This is a genomic window from Prevotella heparinolytica, assembly GCF_002998535.1.
GTDB lineage: Bacteria > Bacteroidota > Bacteroidia > Bacteroidales > Bacteroidaceae > Bacteroides > Bacteroides heparinolyticus.
The window spans coordinates 2,159,839-2,176,253 of record NZ_CP027234.1 but is presented as its reverse complement, the minus strand read 5'-3'; the positions used below and the strand labels follow the sequence as shown (position 1 = coordinate 2,176,253).

General features: G+C 51.0%; 13 protein-coding genes and 1 pseudogene. 10 read left to right on the top strand and 4 right to left on the bottom strand.

Features of this window, described 5'->3' with window-relative positions; genetic code table 11:
* Positions 1-43: 43 nt before the first annotated feature.
* The 3 genes and pseudogenes from C3V43_RS08880 to lpdA all read right to left on the bottom strand — a co-directional run.
* Positions 44-181, bottom strand: a pseudogene (locus C3V43_RS08880) (putative signal transducing protein); the annotation flags it as partial.
* 17 nt (positions 182-198) lie between these two features.
* Entirely contained in the window at positions 199-1,401 is a 1,203-nt protein-coding gene (locus C3V43_RS08875; RefSeq protein WP_106069500.1) for a TlpA disulfide reductase family protein, read from the bottom strand.
* Between the two features lie 25 nt (positions 1,402-1,426).
* Entirely contained in the window at positions 1,427-2,785 is a 1,359-nt protein-coding gene (gene lpdA, locus C3V43_RS08870) for a dihydrolipoyl dehydrogenase (RefSeq protein WP_106069499.1), read from the bottom strand.
* Between the two features lie 156 nt (positions 2,786-2,941).
* Between lpdA and C3V43_RS08865 the strand changes: the two genes are divergently transcribed.
* The 6 genes from C3V43_RS08865 (at position 2,942) to C3V43_RS08840 (ending at position 10,767) form a co-directional block, all read left to right on the top strand.
* Positions 2,942-3,895, top strand: a complete 954-nt coding sequence (locus C3V43_RS08865; RefSeq protein WP_106070530.1) for a hypothetical protein — start codon at positions 2,942-2,944, stop codon at positions 3,893-3,895.
* 399 nt (positions 3,896-4,294) lie between these two features.
* Positions 4,295-5,251 carry a calcium/sodium antiporter gene (locus C3V43_RS08860; RefSeq protein WP_106069498.1) on the top strand — a complete coding sequence of 319 codons (957 nt, stop codon included), beginning with the start codon at positions 4,295-4,297 and terminating at the stop codon, positions 5,249-5,251.
* A 111-nt stretch (positions 5,252-5,362) separates the two neighbouring features.
* Positions 5,363-6,499, top strand: coding sequence for a GNAT family N-acetyltransferase (locus C3V43_RS08855; protein ID WP_106069497.1), 1,137 nt, complete (start codon positions 5,363-5,365; stop codon positions 6,497-6,499).
* Between the two features lie 236 nt (positions 6,500-6,735).
* A complete protein-coding gene (locus C3V43_RS08850; RefSeq protein ID WP_106069496.1) occupies positions 6,736-8,670 on the top strand; it encodes a DNA topoisomerase IV subunit B in 1,935 nt (644 codons plus the stop codon).
* Positions 8,667-9,137, top strand: coding sequence for a pantetheine-phosphate adenylyltransferase (gene coaD, locus C3V43_RS08845; protein ID WP_106069495.1), 471 nt, complete (start codon positions 8,667-8,669; stop codon positions 9,135-9,137). Before C3V43_RS08850 ends, coaD begins: the two co-directional genes overlap by 4 nt.
* 10 nt (positions 9,138-9,147) lie before the next feature.
* The gene (locus C3V43_RS08840; RefSeq protein ID WP_106069494.1) at positions 9,148-10,767 is read left to right on the top strand and encodes a S41 family peptidase; all 1,620 of its coding nucleotides are present in this window, start codon (positions 9,148-9,150) and stop codon (positions 10,765-10,767) included.
* A gap of 8 nt (positions 10,768-10,775) precedes the next feature.
* Here the strand turns inward: C3V43_RS08840 and C3V43_RS08835 are convergent, their stop codons facing one another.
* Positions 10,776-11,378 carry a phosphatase PAP2 family protein gene (locus C3V43_RS08835; RefSeq protein ID WP_106069493.1) on the bottom strand — a complete coding sequence of 201 codons (603 nt, stop codon included), beginning with the start codon at positions 11,376-11,378 and terminating at the stop codon, positions 10,776-10,778.
* A 104-nt stretch (positions 11,379-11,482) separates the two neighbouring features.
* Here C3V43_RS08835 and C3V43_RS08830 point away from each other — a divergent pair, with 104 nt between their 5' ends.
* The 4 genes from C3V43_RS08830 to C3V43_RS08815 all read left to right on the top strand — a co-directional run bounded on the left by C3V43_RS08830 (position 11,483) and on the right by C3V43_RS08815 (position 16,373).
* Entirely contained in the window at positions 11,483-12,385 is a 903-nt protein-coding gene (locus tag C3V43_RS08830) for a helix-turn-helix domain-containing protein (RefSeq protein WP_106069492.1), read from the top strand.
* A gap of 521 nt (positions 12,386-12,906) precedes the next feature.
* Positions 12,907-13,605, top strand: a complete 699-nt coding sequence (locus C3V43_RS08825; RefSeq protein ID WP_106069491.1) for a succinate dehydrogenase/fumarate reductase cytochrome b subunit — start codon at positions 12,907-12,909, stop codon at positions 13,603-13,605.
* A 35-nt stretch (positions 13,606-13,640) separates the two neighbouring features.
* The gene (locus C3V43_RS08820) at positions 13,641-15,587 is read left to right on the top strand and encodes a fumarate reductase/succinate dehydrogenase flavoprotein subunit (protein ID WP_106069490.1); all 1,947 of its coding nucleotides are present in this window, start codon (positions 13,641-13,643) and stop codon (positions 15,585-15,587) included.
* Between the two features lie 30 nt (positions 15,588-15,617).
* Positions 15,618-16,373 carry a succinate dehydrogenase/fumarate reductase iron-sulfur subunit gene (locus C3V43_RS08815; protein ID WP_106069489.1) on the top strand — a complete coding sequence of 252 codons (756 nt, stop codon included), beginning with the start codon at positions 15,618-15,620 and terminating at the stop codon, positions 16,371-16,373.
* Positions 16,374-16,415 lie beyond the last annotated feature (42 nt).

The following is a 16,415-nucleotide window of genomic DNA, read 5'->3' as shown; positions in this document are numbered from 1 at the left end:
GCTTGTCCTCCTCTTTCCTTGCTACGGGATTTTCAAAACGGGTGTCGCACGTATACCCTTGCATTATGCCGGACATGTTTTCATTATGCAGGATGGAAGCAATCCCTTCGTTCTGCAAAGCACCCTGAATGACGTGTGCCTGAAAGATATCTTTGCATGTGATGAGTTTGATGGTTTTCATGTGTCGTTATTGTTTTTTTAATTTATCCCGATGTTGATTTCTTCTTTCAACTTTTTGAGCAAGGAGCCTTTGCCATAACCTCCCCATATACTCTGTATCTTCCCATCGGGAGCAATCAAGACATAGTGAGGATATCCTTTCACTCCATAAGACATGGCAAGACCTGTGCCTGCTTTGCGAAGTTCGTTCCATTGATTACCCTTCATCTGTCTTTTCTCTACAAAAGCTTTCCAGCTCTTTTGGGGGTCGATGCTGATACTGACAATAGCCAAATCCCTATACAGTTCTGCAATTTCTTCCAGTTCGGGAAGAGACTCGATGCAAGGGCCGCACCCGGAGCTCCAAAAATCGAATAGAATGTAGCGTCCTTTAAATTGGGAAAGATGATGACTTCCCCCCTGAACATCGTACAATTCGCCATCAACCATTTCATCGCCCACCCCGACCGTAGCGGCAGGATAGAGGTATTGATACGCCAACTCCGCTTCGGGCGTATGTTTCACGGAATCGGGCAGCCGGGCGTACAGGGCTTTCAGCTCGTCGGAGTAGGGCATGAACTCTTTTGAAGAACTCATCTGTGCATAAGTCAGCAACTTTGTCATAAAGACTTTGCCTATTGGAGACGTCGCCATATAATCCAGCTCTTTTTTGTAGACTGCACGCATCAGGGGGAACGAATACTGGCGCAGAGAGTCCACCTTTGCCCATGCCAGCCGGGCAAATTCCTTATCACCTGCATGCTCCAATTGCATTTTCCGAAGCCAACCGCACTCGGCCGCATTATAAATCAGATGCTTCCTGTTCAACTCACGCGAAGCATCTTGAAAAAGATTTTGCTCATGCTGTTCAGCAATATCGCTTTCTGCCCGCCAAAGGGGAAGCAGCCTGTCTTCTCCGGTGACGGTTATCTGTTTGCCCGGAGCCACCCACACGTCCAGCCACTGCGAGGGAAATCCCTCATCCGAAGAGATAAGCATCAGCGACTTTGTACAAGAGACGGTGTCGCTGAAAGCAAATTTTCCATCCGCAACAGTGTCGAGAGTCATCGGTATAAGGAGTTGTCCATCCGATTGGTACAAGCCGATAACTATTCCATCAGGAAGAGAGGGGACTTTTCCGGTAATGGAAAAACGGTTAGCGGTAACAGGTGCGGTATCTTGCGACCGGCTATCGTATGTGTGGCACACAAATAAAATAAAAAAGAATAAAAACTTTTTCATTATTTCTGATTGGAATTATTGCCTTTTACACCATCTCCCTGAATATCTCCCCCACCGTGGGATGCGGGAAAACAATCTTCTTCCATTGGCCGATGGTGAGTCTTAGTTCGATGGCCATGCCTGCCAGCGTGATGATTTCGGAGGCGGGGTTGCCCAGCACGTGTGCTCCCAGCACGGTGTCGTCGTCGGCAAGCAGTAGCTTGCATACGCCGTTCACGCCCTCGTTTTCGGCTACGAAGCGGCCGCTATAAGCCATCGGAAGTTTGAGGGCACGATAGGCGATGCCTTTCTTTTGTAGGGATTCTTCGGTTTCTCCCACACCGGCTATTTCGGGGTTGGTATATACCACGCCGGGGATGGCGCGATAGCTCATGACGTCTTCCTTGCCTATGATATGATGTACGGCTACTTCGGCTTCGCGCACGGCAGTGTGTGCCAGCAGCGAGAAACCGGTGAGGTCGCCGCAGACGTAGACGCCGGGGAGGGAGGTCTGCATGTGCCCGTCCACACGGATGCTGCCGCGCTCGGTCTTTTCAAGATTCAGGTTCTCCAGTCCGAAGCCTTTCGTCACGGGCCGGCGGCCTACGCTCATCAGCAGCTTGTGGCCCACCACGGAACCTGTACCTTGGGCGTCCTCATAGTTCACCTGCACTTGCGGGAGGCCTTCTGCCGATGAGGCTTCGGACAGGGCGGTCACTTTCGTGCCCGTCAGGAAGCGGATGCCCCGTTTGGCATATTCCGCACGGAGCAGGGCGGAGAGTTCCTTATCCATGCCGCCGAGGATTTCGTCGAGCATCTCGACGACCGTGACCTGCACGCCCAAGCTGTTGAAGAAAGAGGCGAACTCCATGCCGATGACGCCGCCGCCGATGACGACGAGCGAGTCGAGAAGCTCTTTGTTGTCCAGCGCGTCGCGGTGTGTCCAGTAAGGCACTCGGTCTACGCCGGGAATGGGAGGGATGAATGTCTCCGAGCCGGTGCACAGCAGCAGGTTGTCGCATTCGTAGGTCTCTTCGCCGCACTGCACGTGGTGGTTATCCACAATCACGGCCTCGCCGCTTACGATGTTCACCCCGTGGGCGGTGAGTTTGCCTTTTACGCCCAATACCAGTTTGCGCACCACCTTCTGTTTGCGGGCTATTATCTTGGGCAGGTCGAACGACGCTTCGGGCACGTTGACCGCATATTTGGAGGCATGGCGCGCCCCGTCGTAGGTCTTTGCCGAGTAGAGCAGGGTTTTGGTGGGGATGCAGCCCTCGTTCAGGCATACTCCGCCAAGGTTTTGTTTCTCGAACAGGACTACACTCAGGCCGGCTTTTCCGGCAGCTTCGGCGGCCGTATATCCCGCAGGGCCTCCGCCGATAATGGCAAGTTGATATTTCATGGTTTTCCGTATTATAGATTTCTGCCTGCAAGATACGACATCTATTTCAGAAAAACTCGCTCTGCGGCACTCTTTTTGCAGAAAACGCATACCTTTGCCGATACATTCATTAACCTGCTCCGTCTTTGACGGATGAAGACCAAACTGAAGATAGAGATGAAAACAACCTTGTTATTCCGGTCGTTCGCTTTGCCGTTCGTCCTTCTTGCCTGCTTGCTGACGGCTTGCGATGGCGACGACGATATCACCCTTGCTCCTTTCCGCAAAATCACCGTGGAGGGCGAAGCCTGCACCTTGCAAATAGACATGTCGCGCGGCGGATGGCGCATCGCCTCCGTCGTCACCCCTTGGGGAGAGGCCATGACGGACCGGTATGGCAAGCCCCTGCAATTGGAGGAGACAGGAAGCCTGCACTACCGTTGGTGGGACTTGGAACGCGACACCGACACCCACCTCAGCCTGCACTTGAAAGATAATTTCGATTTGGGAGAACGCCGTTTCCTCATCCTCAACCTTGAGATGAAAGAGGGATTTTACAAGGAACAAGTTGTCATCGAACAAAACGTCTGTCGTAGTTTTTACGAAATAGAATCACTTATTTACACGCTGGAAGAGGGCGACGGTCTATCGGAAGCCGAAGCCGGCCACTACGGTATGAAGTATCGGATAGAAGGTGGAGGCGACGAGGTGGAGCCATTCACCGTTTATCCTTTCCTCAACCAACAGGCCACCTGCCGGTTCAGTTTTGATGACCGTACAGAAAACTTTCTCTCTTGGATAAGCTCTGAAAAACGCTTTGTGAATCTGCCCGACCGCATAGAAGGCGGAAAGATCATTATGGGCGAAGAGCCTCTTTTTCTTGATTACGAAATCAAGTATATCAAGGACAAGGTGTTGAGAGAGAAAAGCTTGGAGGTGGAGATGGTACCTTCCAAGTGGAACATTTATGCAGCCAACGTCTACTACAAGCGGTTGCAGTTGACTTTCTGCCTGACCCTTGCCCGGCCCGGCAGCGACGTGAAGCTGGTGCTCAAAGGAAAACTGACGCAGAAGTTCCCTTACGACTGCTCACCGGTGAGGCACACTACCCAAGATTATAAAGGGGAATAGCGGCACGAAGAATCAGCCAAAGCTCCATGCCCGTTCCTTCGCGGCATGAGAGGCGGATGGTGCAAATGTCAATATTTATCCGAAGCTCCTTGAGGATTGTCGTACCCCGCCGAGAAGGTGCTCTGGATGGGGTATTCTTCCGACACCGAGAAACGGGTCGTTTCTCACCGAGGAACACCCTCTTCCTCACCGAGGAACGAGGCTTTGCTCGGTGTCCGGGAAGCGGGCATTCCGCATCCTATGGAAGTTTGTAAAAAGAAATGAACCCTCGGGGTGGTGGCCGGGGGAAGGAACCGTAGCTATATAAGCGGCGGTTGAAACTTCCATGGCTTTATTTTCACAAGAGAATGAGCGTATAAAATGATACTCTTGCTATCTTTGCACCCAAAACCAATCGTTATGAACATACTTCTTCTCATCGGAGGCCTCCTCCTTATCCTTTTGGGAGCCAACGGCCTGACAGACGGTGCCGCTTCTTTGGCCAAACGTTTCCGCATCCCGAACATTGTCATCGGACTCACCATCGTGGCTTTCGGTACTTCCACTCCCGAACTGACGGTCAGCGTGTCGTCTGCCCTGAAAGGCAGTGCCGACCTGGCCATAGGTAACGTGGTGGGCAGCAATATCTTCAACGTACTGATGATTGTGGGCTGCACGGCACTCGTTGCCCCAATCGTGGTGACGCGTAACACGCTGGTCAAAGAAATCCCGCTTTGCATCCTTTCGTCCGTGGTGCTCTTATTCTGTGCCAACGACATTTTGCTCGATGGCAGCACAGATAACGTCATCAGCGTCACCGACGGGCTTGTGCTGCTCTGCTTCTTTATTATTTTCCTGAGCTATACGCTCGCCATTGCGCGAGGCGGAAACGAGGGCGGAGAGGAGGAAGAGATAAAACAACTTCCCTTGTGGAGGTCGGTGCTCTATATTCTCGGCGGACTGGCAGGACTCATCCTCGGCGGTAATTTCTTTGTGGAGGGTGCCGGCGGCATAGCCCGCAGTCTGGGTGTCAGCGAATCCGTCATCGGCCTTACGCTGGTGGCAGGCGGTACTTCGCTGCCCGAACTTGCCACCAGTGTGGTAGCCGCCCTGAAGAAGAATCCCGAGATAGCCATCGGAAACGTCATAGGCAGCAACCTCTTCAACGTCTTCTTCGTGTTGGGCTGCGCGGCTTCCATCACTCCGTTGCATTTAGGAGGCATCAACAACATGGATTTGCTGGTGCTCATCGGGGCAAGTATATTGCTCTGGCTCGTCGGCGTGTTCTTCGGCAAGCGCACCATCACGCGCGTAGAGGGCAGCCTGATGGTACTGTGCTACATCGCCTACACGGCTGTGCTCGTCTATAACGCCTGAACACGCACTTCGTCTGAAGCGAGAAGAATGTGCCTGCATCCATTTTTCGGACAGATATATCTCTTTTTAAGGAGAATAAAGTATCTTTGCGCCGCATAACAATATACAGATATGGCTATTACAATCAAAAAAGTTTCTACAAGAAGAGAGCTGGAGAAGTTCATCCGGTTCAACTACCGGTTATACAAAGAGAATCCCTATTCCGTGCCCGACCTCTTCGACGACATGCTGAACACCTTCAACAAGAAGAAAAACGCAGCTTTCGAGTTCTGCGAAGCCGATTATTTTCTGGCACTTCGCGACGGCGAAATCGTGGGCCGCGTGGCAGCCATCATCAACCATAAAGCCAACCGGACGTGGAACAAGAAAGATGTCCGCTTCGGATGGATAGACTTCATAGACGATGCCGAAGTGTCCGAAGCCCTGATGCGCACCGTGGAGCAATGGGGCAAGGAACGAGGCATGACGCACATACAAGGGCCGTTGGGCTTCACCGACTTCGATGCCGAAGGCATGCTCATCGAAGGCTTCGACCAGCTCAGCACCATGTCCACTACCTACAACTATCCTTATTATAGCACGCACATAGAGCGCATGGGATTCGAGAAAGATGCCGACTGGGTGGAGTACAAAATCTACATCCCCAACGACATCCCCGACAAGCACAAACGCATCTCCGAGCTGATTCAGCGCAAATACAACCTGAACGTGGTGAAATGCACCTCGGCCCGGACGCTTGCCAAGAAATACGGACAGGCCATCTTCGAACTGATGAACGAGGCCTACCGGCCGCTCTATGGCTATTCCGCCCTTTCGCAACGGCAGATAGACCAATACATCAGGATGTACCTGCCCATCATCGACCTGCGCATGGTGACGCTTATCACCGATGCCGACGACCGCCTGATAGCCGTAGGCCTATCCATGCCGTCGCTTTCTAAAGCGTTGCAAAAGAGCAACGGGCGCTTGCTGCCCCTCGGCTGGTATTATCTGGGCAAGACCATCTTCCTGAAACGATATCCCAAGATACTGGACCTGCTGCTTGTGGCCGTGAAGCCCGAATATCAGAACAAAGGCGTCAATGCGCTGCTCTTCTCCGACCTCATTCCCGTCTATCGGAAACTCGGCTTCGAATATGCCGAAAGCAATCCCGAACTGGAGATGAACGGCAAGGTGCAGGCACAGTGGGAGTACTTCAAGACGGAGCAGCATAAACGCAGACGCTGTTTCGTGAAGGAAATAAAGTAAGATGTAAAATCGTCCCAAAAAACGTCCGTTTCTTTGCGAAGCTCCGATTTTCTGATTATTTTTGCGCAATAGCGAGCGCATGGCAACGCTGTTTTATGATGTTCCGGGCACGGACGGCATGGGTTCGATGCATAGAATCCGTCTTAATCGGTGCAACCCGTGCCCGGAAAATCACAAAGTGTTTTTTCTGCGTTCTCCTCATAAAGTATCAACCGGAAGCATCGTAAAATAGAATAATGGAAGAAAACAACAACCTGCTCTTATCTCCGGACGGCGAAAACACCCTGCCGGACAACTCCGCCACTTCTACCGTAGAATATACCGACGACAATATCCGCCACCTCGACGACATGGAGCACATCCGTGTACGTTCGGGCATGTACATAGGCCGGCTGGGCGACGGCTCGCAAAGCGACGACGGCATCTATGTGCTGCTGAAGGAAGTGATGGACAACAGCATCGACGAATTCAAGATGGGAGCGGGGCGGAAAATTGAAGTTGCCATCGAAGACAACCTGCGCGTCAGCGTGCGCGACTACGGACGGGGCATCCCGCAAGGCAAGCTGATAGAAGCCGTCAGCAAACTGAACACCGGCGGCAAGTACGACTCGAAAGCCTTCAAAAAGAGCGTGGGGCTGAACGGTGTGGGCATCAAAGCCGTCAATGCGCTGAGCGCCCGCTTCGAGGTGCGCAGCTATCGCGACGGCAAAGTGCGCTCCGCCACCTTCGAGCGGGGCATGCTGCAAGCCGACACCACCGAAGACACCACCGAAGAGAACGGAACCTACATCTTCTTCGAACCGGACGGCGGACTGTTCCTGAACTATTCTTTCCAGAACCAGTTTGTCGAAGGGTTGCTGCGCAACTACACTTATCTCAATACCGGTCTTACCTTTATATATAACGGTCAGCGCATCGTCTCCCGTCATGGGTTGGAAGACCTGCTGAAGGACAACATGACCAGCGAAGGCCTCTACGACATCGTCCACCTGAAAGGCGAGGACATCGAAATAGCCTTTACGCACACCAATCAGTACGGCGAGGAGTATTACTCTTTCGTCAACGGGCAGCACACCACTCAGGGCGGAACACACCAGACGGCACTGAAGGAACACATCGCCCGAACCATCAAGGAGTTCTTCAATAAGAATCAGGAGTATGCCGATATCCGCAACGGACTGGTGGCGGCTATCGCCATTGACGTGGAGGAGCCGATGTTCGAGAGCCAGACTAAGACGAAGCTGGGCAGCAACAACATGTGGCCCGCCGTGCCCCAGGAACAGAAAGCCGCAGGACCCACGGTGAACAAATATGTGGGCGACTTCATCAAGACCGAGGTGGATAACTACCTGCACAAGCATCCGTTGGTCAGCGAGGTGATGCTGCAAAAGATACAAGACTCCGAGAAAGAGCGCAAAGCCATTGCCGGAGTCACCAAACTGGCACGCGAACGTGCCAAGAAAGCCAACCTGCACAACCGCAAGCTGCGCGACTGCCGCTACCACCTGAGCGACGGGAAAGGAAAAGCGCAGGAAGAAGAGTCGTGCATATTCATCACCGAGGGCGACTCTGCCAGCGGCTCCATCACCAAAAGCCGAGATGTGAACACACAGGCCGTATTCAGTCTGCGGGGCAAGCCCCTCAACTCTTACGGACTGACCAAGAAAGTGGTGTACGAAAACGAAGAGTTCAACCTGCTGCAAGCCGCCCTGAACATAGAAGACGGCATAGAGGGGCTGCGCTATAACAAAGTAATCGTAGCCACCGATGCCGATGTGGACGGCATGCACATCCGCCTGCTCATCATCACGTTCTTCTTGCAATTCTTCCCCGACCTGATAAAGAAAGGGCATGTATATATCCTGCAAACTCCCTTGTTCCGTGTGCGTAATAAGAAGAAGACCAACTACTGCTACACGGAAGAGGAGCGCGTAAAAGCCATTGAGGAGTTAGGCCCCAACCCCGAAATCACGCGGTTCAAGGGATTGGGCGAAATATCGCCCGACGAGTTCAAGTATTTCATTGGTAAGGATATGCGCTTGGAGCAGGTGTCCCTGCGCAAGACAGACCTCGTGAAGGAGTTGCTGGAATTCTACATGGGAAAGAACACCATGGAGCGGCAAACCTTTATCATCAACAATCTGGTTATAGAAGAAGATTTAGCGTCATGAGAAGAGCCATCTTTCCGGGAACATTCGACCCCTTTACTATCGGGCATGCTTCGGTGGTGAACCGTGCGTTGACATTCATAGACGAGATTGTCATCGGCATCGGTATCAACGAAAACAAGAATACGTATTTCCCCCTTGACAAGCGCGAACAGATGATACGCGACTACTATCGGAATGAGCCTCGCGTCATGGTACAGGCTTACGACAGTCTGACCATCGACTTTGCCAAACAGGTGGACGCCAACCTGATAATACGCGGTATCCGCACCGTGAAGGACTTTGAATACGAAGAAACCATTGCCGACATCAACCGCAAACTGACGGGAATCGAGACAATCCTGCTCTTCACCGAGCCGGAACTGACGTGTGTCAGCTCTACCATCGTTCGCGAATTGCTGCAATTCGGCAAAGACATCAGCATGTTCCTGCCGGAAGGAATGGAAATTCCGCCGGCTGACCGGAAATAGAAGAAACGATATGAAAAAAATACTGTTTATCATAGCATGCCTGTGCCTTGCGACGGTGCAGGCGCAGAATTCGAACAACGAAGCCTTGCGCAAATTGCAAATGGCCGAGTTTGCCATTACCAACCTTTATGTAGACAAGGTGGATGAAAACAAGCTGGTAGAAGAGGCCATCATCAGGATGCTGGCGCAACTCGACCCGCATTCCACCTACAACAATGCCGAAGAGGTGAAGAAAATGAACGAGCCTTTGCAAGGAAATTTCGAGGGCATCGGCGTGCAGTTTCAGATGATAGAAGACACGCTGCTCGTCATACAACCCGTGAGCAACGGTCCTTCGGAGAAGGTGGGCATTCTTGCCGGCGACCGTATTGTGGCTGTCAACGACAGTGCCATCGCAGGGGTAAAGATGAGCACGGAAGACATCATGTCCCGTTTGCGCGGCCCGAAGGATTCGGAAGTGAAGCTGACTGTCGTGCGCCGTGGCGTGGACGACTCCTTGTTTTTTACGGTGAAGCGCGACAAAATACCCATTCTCAGTCTGGACGCCTCGTACATGATACAGCCGCAGACCGGCTACATACGCGTCAACCGTTTCGGGGCGACCACCGCCGAGGAGTTTGTAAAAGCATTGAAAGCCTTGCAGAAGAAAGGTATGAAAGATTTGATTCTCGACCTGCAAGGAAACGGGGGAGGCTATTTGAATGCCGCCATCGACCTTGCCAATGAATTCCTGCAACAAAAAGAGTTGATAGTCTATACCGAAGGAAGAGCTGCGCGCCGCAGCGATTTCTTTGCCAAAGGAACGGGCAACTTCAAGCAGGGACGTCTTGTCGTGTTGGTTGACGAGTATTCTGCTTCGGCCAGTGAAATCGTGACCGGTGCCGTGCAAGACTGGGACAGAGGAGTGGTGGTAGGTCGCCGCACCTTCGGCAAAGGGCTGGTACAACGGTCTCTCGACCTGCCCGACGGTTCGATGATACGTCTCACCGTGGCCCGCTATTACACCCCTTCGGGCCGCTGTATTCAGAAGCCCTATGACAACACTGCCAACCTTGACGGTCGGACGGGCGGAGAAGGCAGTCAGGAAAAATACAATCAGGAACTGACAGACCGTTTCAATCATGGGGAAATGATTCATGCAGACAGCATACATTTTGCGGACTCGCTGAAAGTCCGGACAAAGCGCATGGAGCGTATTGTCTACGGGGGCGGAGGCATCATGCCGGATTTCTTTGTCCCGATTGACACCACCCGATATACGGATTATCACCGCAATCTCGTGGCCAAAGGTGTGGTCATCAAAGGAGTTGCAAAATATATCGAGAAGCGCAGGAAAGAGTTGCAGAACCTCTATAAGAAGTTTGAGGCATTCAATGAAAAGTTCGAGATAGACGACGAAATGCTTGCAGGGCTGCGCACGTTGGCCGACAACGAGAAAATCGCTTTCAACGAAGAACAGTACAGCCGCTCGTTACCGCTGATCAAGACCCAACTCAAAGCCCTGATTGCCCGTGACCTATGGGATATGAACGAGTATTTCCAAGTGATGAACGCTACCAATAGCAGCGTGGATCAAGCTCTGAAGATATTGAATGAGGGGAAGTATGAGGAGACGATAAAAGCTGAATAAACAGAATTTCAGTTTCCGAACAACCTGCGGTTCAGCCAACGGTTAATGTAGGCGTTGGCCACGGCACACCCTGCACCCACCACCGCGCCTGCCAGTACATCCGACGGGTAGTGTACCCCTTCGTTCATGCGCGAGATGCCGACAGAGCAGGCCCATAAAGCCGAGGGGGTTATCACATACCATTTGGGATACTTCAGAGAGAGTGAGGTGGCAAGGGCAAAGGCCGTTGCCGTATGTCCGGATGGAAAAGACGGGCTGTTTTCATGACTGTAGGCATGCACCCTATCGGGATATTTGTCGTAAGGACGCTCACGGCCTACCAGATATTTCATGCCATAGGTCACGGCGAACGCTCCGGCCACACTGGTACCTATGTAGGCCGCATCTTTTAACAACTCTTTATCGTGCCTGATCCAAGCCACGGCAGCCATGGCTACGGGGACACCGACAGCGATGTACGGTTCCGTTACCGAAACAATCTTGTTGTAGTTGCGTATGAACTGCCCATTCCAGCTGTTCACTTTGTGCAAAATGTCAATATCACAGTTTTGAGCCGGGAGGTTGAACGCGATAAGTAGGGCGAAATATGCACAAAAAACATTTCTTTTCATCAATTAACTTATTGGTTTGGTGCAAAGATAGAATAAACTGATAGAGTTTTCATAAAAAAGCTCTATCTTTGTCAATTAGTTTATTATAATTCGCTAATTATTTCATGGGATTGGAAACTTATTGCAAGCGACAGATTAACTGTAATGAATGTCCCCAAAAATCGGAAGGAGTATTGGTTTATCACCATTATTCCAAGGGGCAACATTTCCCTGCCGAAAAGTTTACCCAGAACTGCATGCTCTTTATGTTGCAGGGCGAATTGCTTGTAAACAGTGAAGAATATCCCGGAACCACCCTCCAAAGCCGCCAAATCATTTTGCAAGCCATCGGCTCCAAAGTGGAGTTGCTGGCTTTGACAGAAGTGGAATATATCGTGTATTGGTTCACCGAGCTTCCGGTGCTATGCGAAGAGCGTTACAAAGAGATATTGGAACGTTCGCAAGCTCCGCTGACCTATACCCCGCTGACAGCAATCGCCGCACTGCAAAATCAACTGGACTTCCTGGTGGCCTATCTCAAGGATCAACCTTATGCCTGCGGCAGGTATCTGGAAATAAAATGTAAGGAACTGGTGTACATCCTGACATGCTATTATCCGTTGCCTCAAATCAGTTCTTTCTTCTACCCCATCAGTACGTACACGGAAAGCTTCCAGTATTTTGTGATGCAGAATTACGACAAGGTGAAGAATGTGGAAGAGTTCGCACATTTGGGAGGATATACCACCACTACTTTCCGCCGTCTCTTTAAAAACATGTATGGAGTGCCGGTGTACGAATGGATTCTGGACAAGAAACGGGAAGGCATCTTGAATGATTTGCAATATACCAAGCAACGTATCTCGGTCATCAGTTCCCGATACGGCTTCGATTCTCTATCTCATTTTGCGCATTTTTGTAAAGATTCTTTTGGTGATACTCCTCGTAACCTTAGGAAGCGGTTGGTAAGCGGAGAGAAAATTACAATCGTTTATAAAAGACAAGAAAAAGATTCGGACGACGAGTAATTTACCTGAATTCGGGATAAGAAGCAGGTCGATAACCCACCCGGCGACCTGTATTTCAAAGTAAATGTTTATTGATTATCAGTTGCTTACTCCTGACTTGTCAGACGCTTGCATCTGACGGCTCAAACACTTGTGTCTGTCACGTCAGGCACAAGTGTCTGTCGGCTTGAACACTTGCCTCTGTCACGACAAAGGCTTGCAGCTGTCAAACAGAGGGAGGGCGGTCGGCGTAAAAGGCTCTCTTCTCTTCCGGTTGATCGCCGTAAACCGGTACATCTGGGAAATATCCGTCCGATAGGATGCTGCCCCTCATCTTTAGCAAAAGGAACTACCTATCCCTAACTCAGGTAGTAATTTGGAGGCTTGTTTCACGGGTCTTCCATGTCCTTTCCTCTATTATGGAATAATTTCTTTAATTCCTTGCTTAATCAAGGTTTTTCCTCTATTTTTGCGAGAAAATAGTGAAAGTGTCTTCAATAAATAATATTTCCAACTATTAAATAACTTAAATTCAATCATTTATGTGGTTAAGTAATTCATCTGTAGGAAGGAAAGTGGTGATGAGCGTTACCGGTATCGCCCTTGTCCTGTTTCTAACGTTTCACATGGCGATGAACCTTGTAGCATTGGTCTCGGCCGATGGATACAACATGGTTTGTGAGTTCCTGGGAGCAAACTGGTACGCGCTGGCAGCCACAGCAGGTTTGGCCGCCTTGTTCATCATCCACATCATCTATGCTTTCTGGCTGACTATGCAGAACCGCAAAGCCCGCGGTAACGAACGCTATGCAGTGGTAGACAAACCGAAAAACGTGGAATGGGCTTCGCAGAACATGCTCGTATTGGGTATCATCGTTATTGTCGGTCTGGCTTTGCACATGGTGAACTTCTGGTCTAAGATGCAGTTGCCCGAACTGATGCACAACATGGGCATGCATGCTGACACAATGACGCTGGCGTATGCTGCCAATGGCATTTATCACATTCAGAACACATTCAGCAATCCGGTATTCGTAGTGCTTTATCTCATCTGGTTGGCGGCATTGTGGTTCCACCTGACACACGGGTTCTGGAGTTCCATGCAGTCGTTGGGCTGGAACAACAAAGTATGGATCGAGCGTTGGAAATGTATCTCCAACATATACTCTACCATCATTGTTGCAGGCTTCGCTCTGGTAGTTGTCGTATTCTTTGTAAAATCTCTGTGCGGCACTTGCTAAAATTAAATTGTAAATGACTAAATTGAAATTGCATTATGACTAAGATCGATTCTAAAATACCCGAAGGGCCGGTAGCTGAGAAATGGACCAACTATAAAGCTCACCAAAAACTTGTAAACCCTGCCAACAAACGTCGTTTGGACATCATCGTAGTAGGAACCGGACTTGCCGGTGCATCTGCTGCCGCTTCGCTTGGCGAAATGGGTTTCAGAGTATTCAACTTCTGCATTCAGGACTCTCCACGGCGTGCGCACTCCATCGCTGCACAAGGTGGTATCAACGCTGCAAAGAATTATCAAAATGACGGTGACTCCGTTTACCGTCTGTTCTACGATACAGTAAAGGGTGGCGACTACCGTGCCCGCGAAGCCAACGTTTACCGCTTGGCCGAAGTTTCTAACAGTATCATCGACCAGTGCGTGGCTCAAGGTGTGCCTTTCGCTCGCGAATACGGAGGCTTGCTGGACAACCGCTCTTTCGGTGGTGCGCAGGTTTCGCGTACATTCTACGCCAAAGGCCAGACCGGACAGCAGTTGCTGCTGGGTGCATATTCGGCACTGAGCCGTCAGGTGAATGTAGGTACTGTGAAGCTTTACACTCGCTATGAAATGGAAGATGTTGTCCTTGTGGACGGACGTGCACGTGGTATCATCGCCAAGAACCTCGTGACCGGTAAGCTGGAACGCTTTGCCGCCCATGCTGTGGTTATCGCCACCGGCGGATATGGCAACGCTTACTTCCTCTCTACCAACGCTATGACTTGTAACTGTACGGCAGCTGTGGCTTGCTACCGCAAGGGAGCTTGGTTTGCCAACCCAGCATATGTGCAGATTCACCCCACTTGTATCCCCGTTCACGGTGACAAGCAGTCTAAATTGACGTTGATGTCAGAGTCTTTGCGTAACGACGGCCGCATCTGGGTGCCGAGAAAGATAGAAGACGCCAAGAAACTACAGGAAGGCACGCTGCAAGGAAAAGATATCCCCGAAGAAGATCGCGATTACTATCTGGAACGTCGCTATCCGGCATTCGGTAACCTCGTGCCGCGTGACGTGGCCAGCCGTGCAGCCAAAGAACGCTGCGACAAAGGCTTCGGCGTGAACAACACAGGTTTGGCCGTATTCCTCGACTTCAGCGACGCCATCAACCGCTTGGGCAAGGATGTCGTGGTCCAGCGCTACGGTAACCTTTTCGACATGTACGAAGAAATCACCGACGTCAGCCCATACGAGAACCCGATGATGATTTATCCGGCCATCCACTACACAATGGGTGGTATCTGGGTAGACTACGAACTGATGACTTCCATCAAGGGTCTGTTCGCCATCGGTGAATGTAACTTCTCCGACCACGGTGCCAACCGCCTCGGTGCTTCCGCATTGATGCAAGGCTTGGCCGACGGTTACTTCGTATTGCCTTATACCATCCAAAACTATCTGGCCGACCAGATTACCGTTCCCCGTTTCTCTACCGACTTGCCCGAATTTGTAGCCGCAGAGAAAGCCGTTCAGGACAAAATCGACTGGATGATGAACATCAAGGGAAAGAAATCGGTGGATTCCATCCACAAGGAACTGGGCCACGTAATGTGGGAATACGTAGGTATGGGACGTACGGCTGAAGGTCTGAAAGAAGGTCTGGCCAAGATGAAAGAAATCCGCAAGGAATTTGAGACTAACCTCTTCATTCCGGGCAGTAAGGAAGGTATGAACGTGGAACTTGATAAAGCCATTCGTCTGTACGACTTCATCATCATGGGTGAGTTGGTGGCTTATGACGCCTTGAACCGTGACGAAAGTTGCGGTGGACACTTCCGCGAAGAGTATCAGACGGAGGAAGGTGAAGCCAAACGTGACGATGAAAACTTCTTCTACGTAGCTTGCTGGGAGTATCAGGGTTCGGACGAAAAAGCTCCGGTCTTGCTGAAAGAACCGCTGGTTTACGAAGCTATCAAAGTGCAGACTCGCAACTACAAGAGCTAACAGATGTTCAACCTTTAAAGACTAAAAGAAATGGATAAAAATATATCATTCAAACTGAGAGTTTGGCGTCAGGCCGGTCCGAAGGCAAAGGGCGCTTTTAAAGAATATGAAATGAAAGATATTCCGGGCGACACCTCTTTTCTGGAGATGCTGGATATCTTGAACGAAATGCTGATTGCCAAAGGCGAGGAACCGGTAGTGTTTGACCATGACTGCCGCGAGGGTATTTGCGGAATGTGTTCGCTCTACATCAACGGACATCCGCACGGTCCGGCAACGAGTGCCACCACCTGCCAGATTTACATGCGCCGCTTCAAGGATGGCGATACCATCACCGTAGAGCCGTGGCGTTCGGCCGGTTTCCCGGTAATCAAGGACTTGATGGTGGACCGTACGGCGTACGACAAGATTATGCAGGCCGGCGGATACGTCAGCGTGCGTACCGGCGCTCCTCAGGATGCCAACGCTATCCTTATTCCGAAGCCTGTTGCCGACGAAGCGATGGATGCTGCTTCCTGCATCGGTTGCGGTGCTTGTGTGGCTGCCTGCAAGAACGGTTCGGCCATGTTGTTCGTATCTGCCAAAGTAAGCCAGTTGAATCTGTTGCCTCAAGGCAAACCGGAAGCATTGCGCCGCGCAAAAGCCATGTTGAGCAAGATGGACGAACTGGGTTTCGGTAACTGTACAAACACCCGTGCGTGCGAGGCCGAATGCCCGAAGAACATTTCCATCAGCAACATCGCTCGCTTGAACCGCGACTTTATCATTGCGAAACTGAAAGACTAATCAGCCTTTCTATATTTGATTAATAGCACAGACGACTCCTCT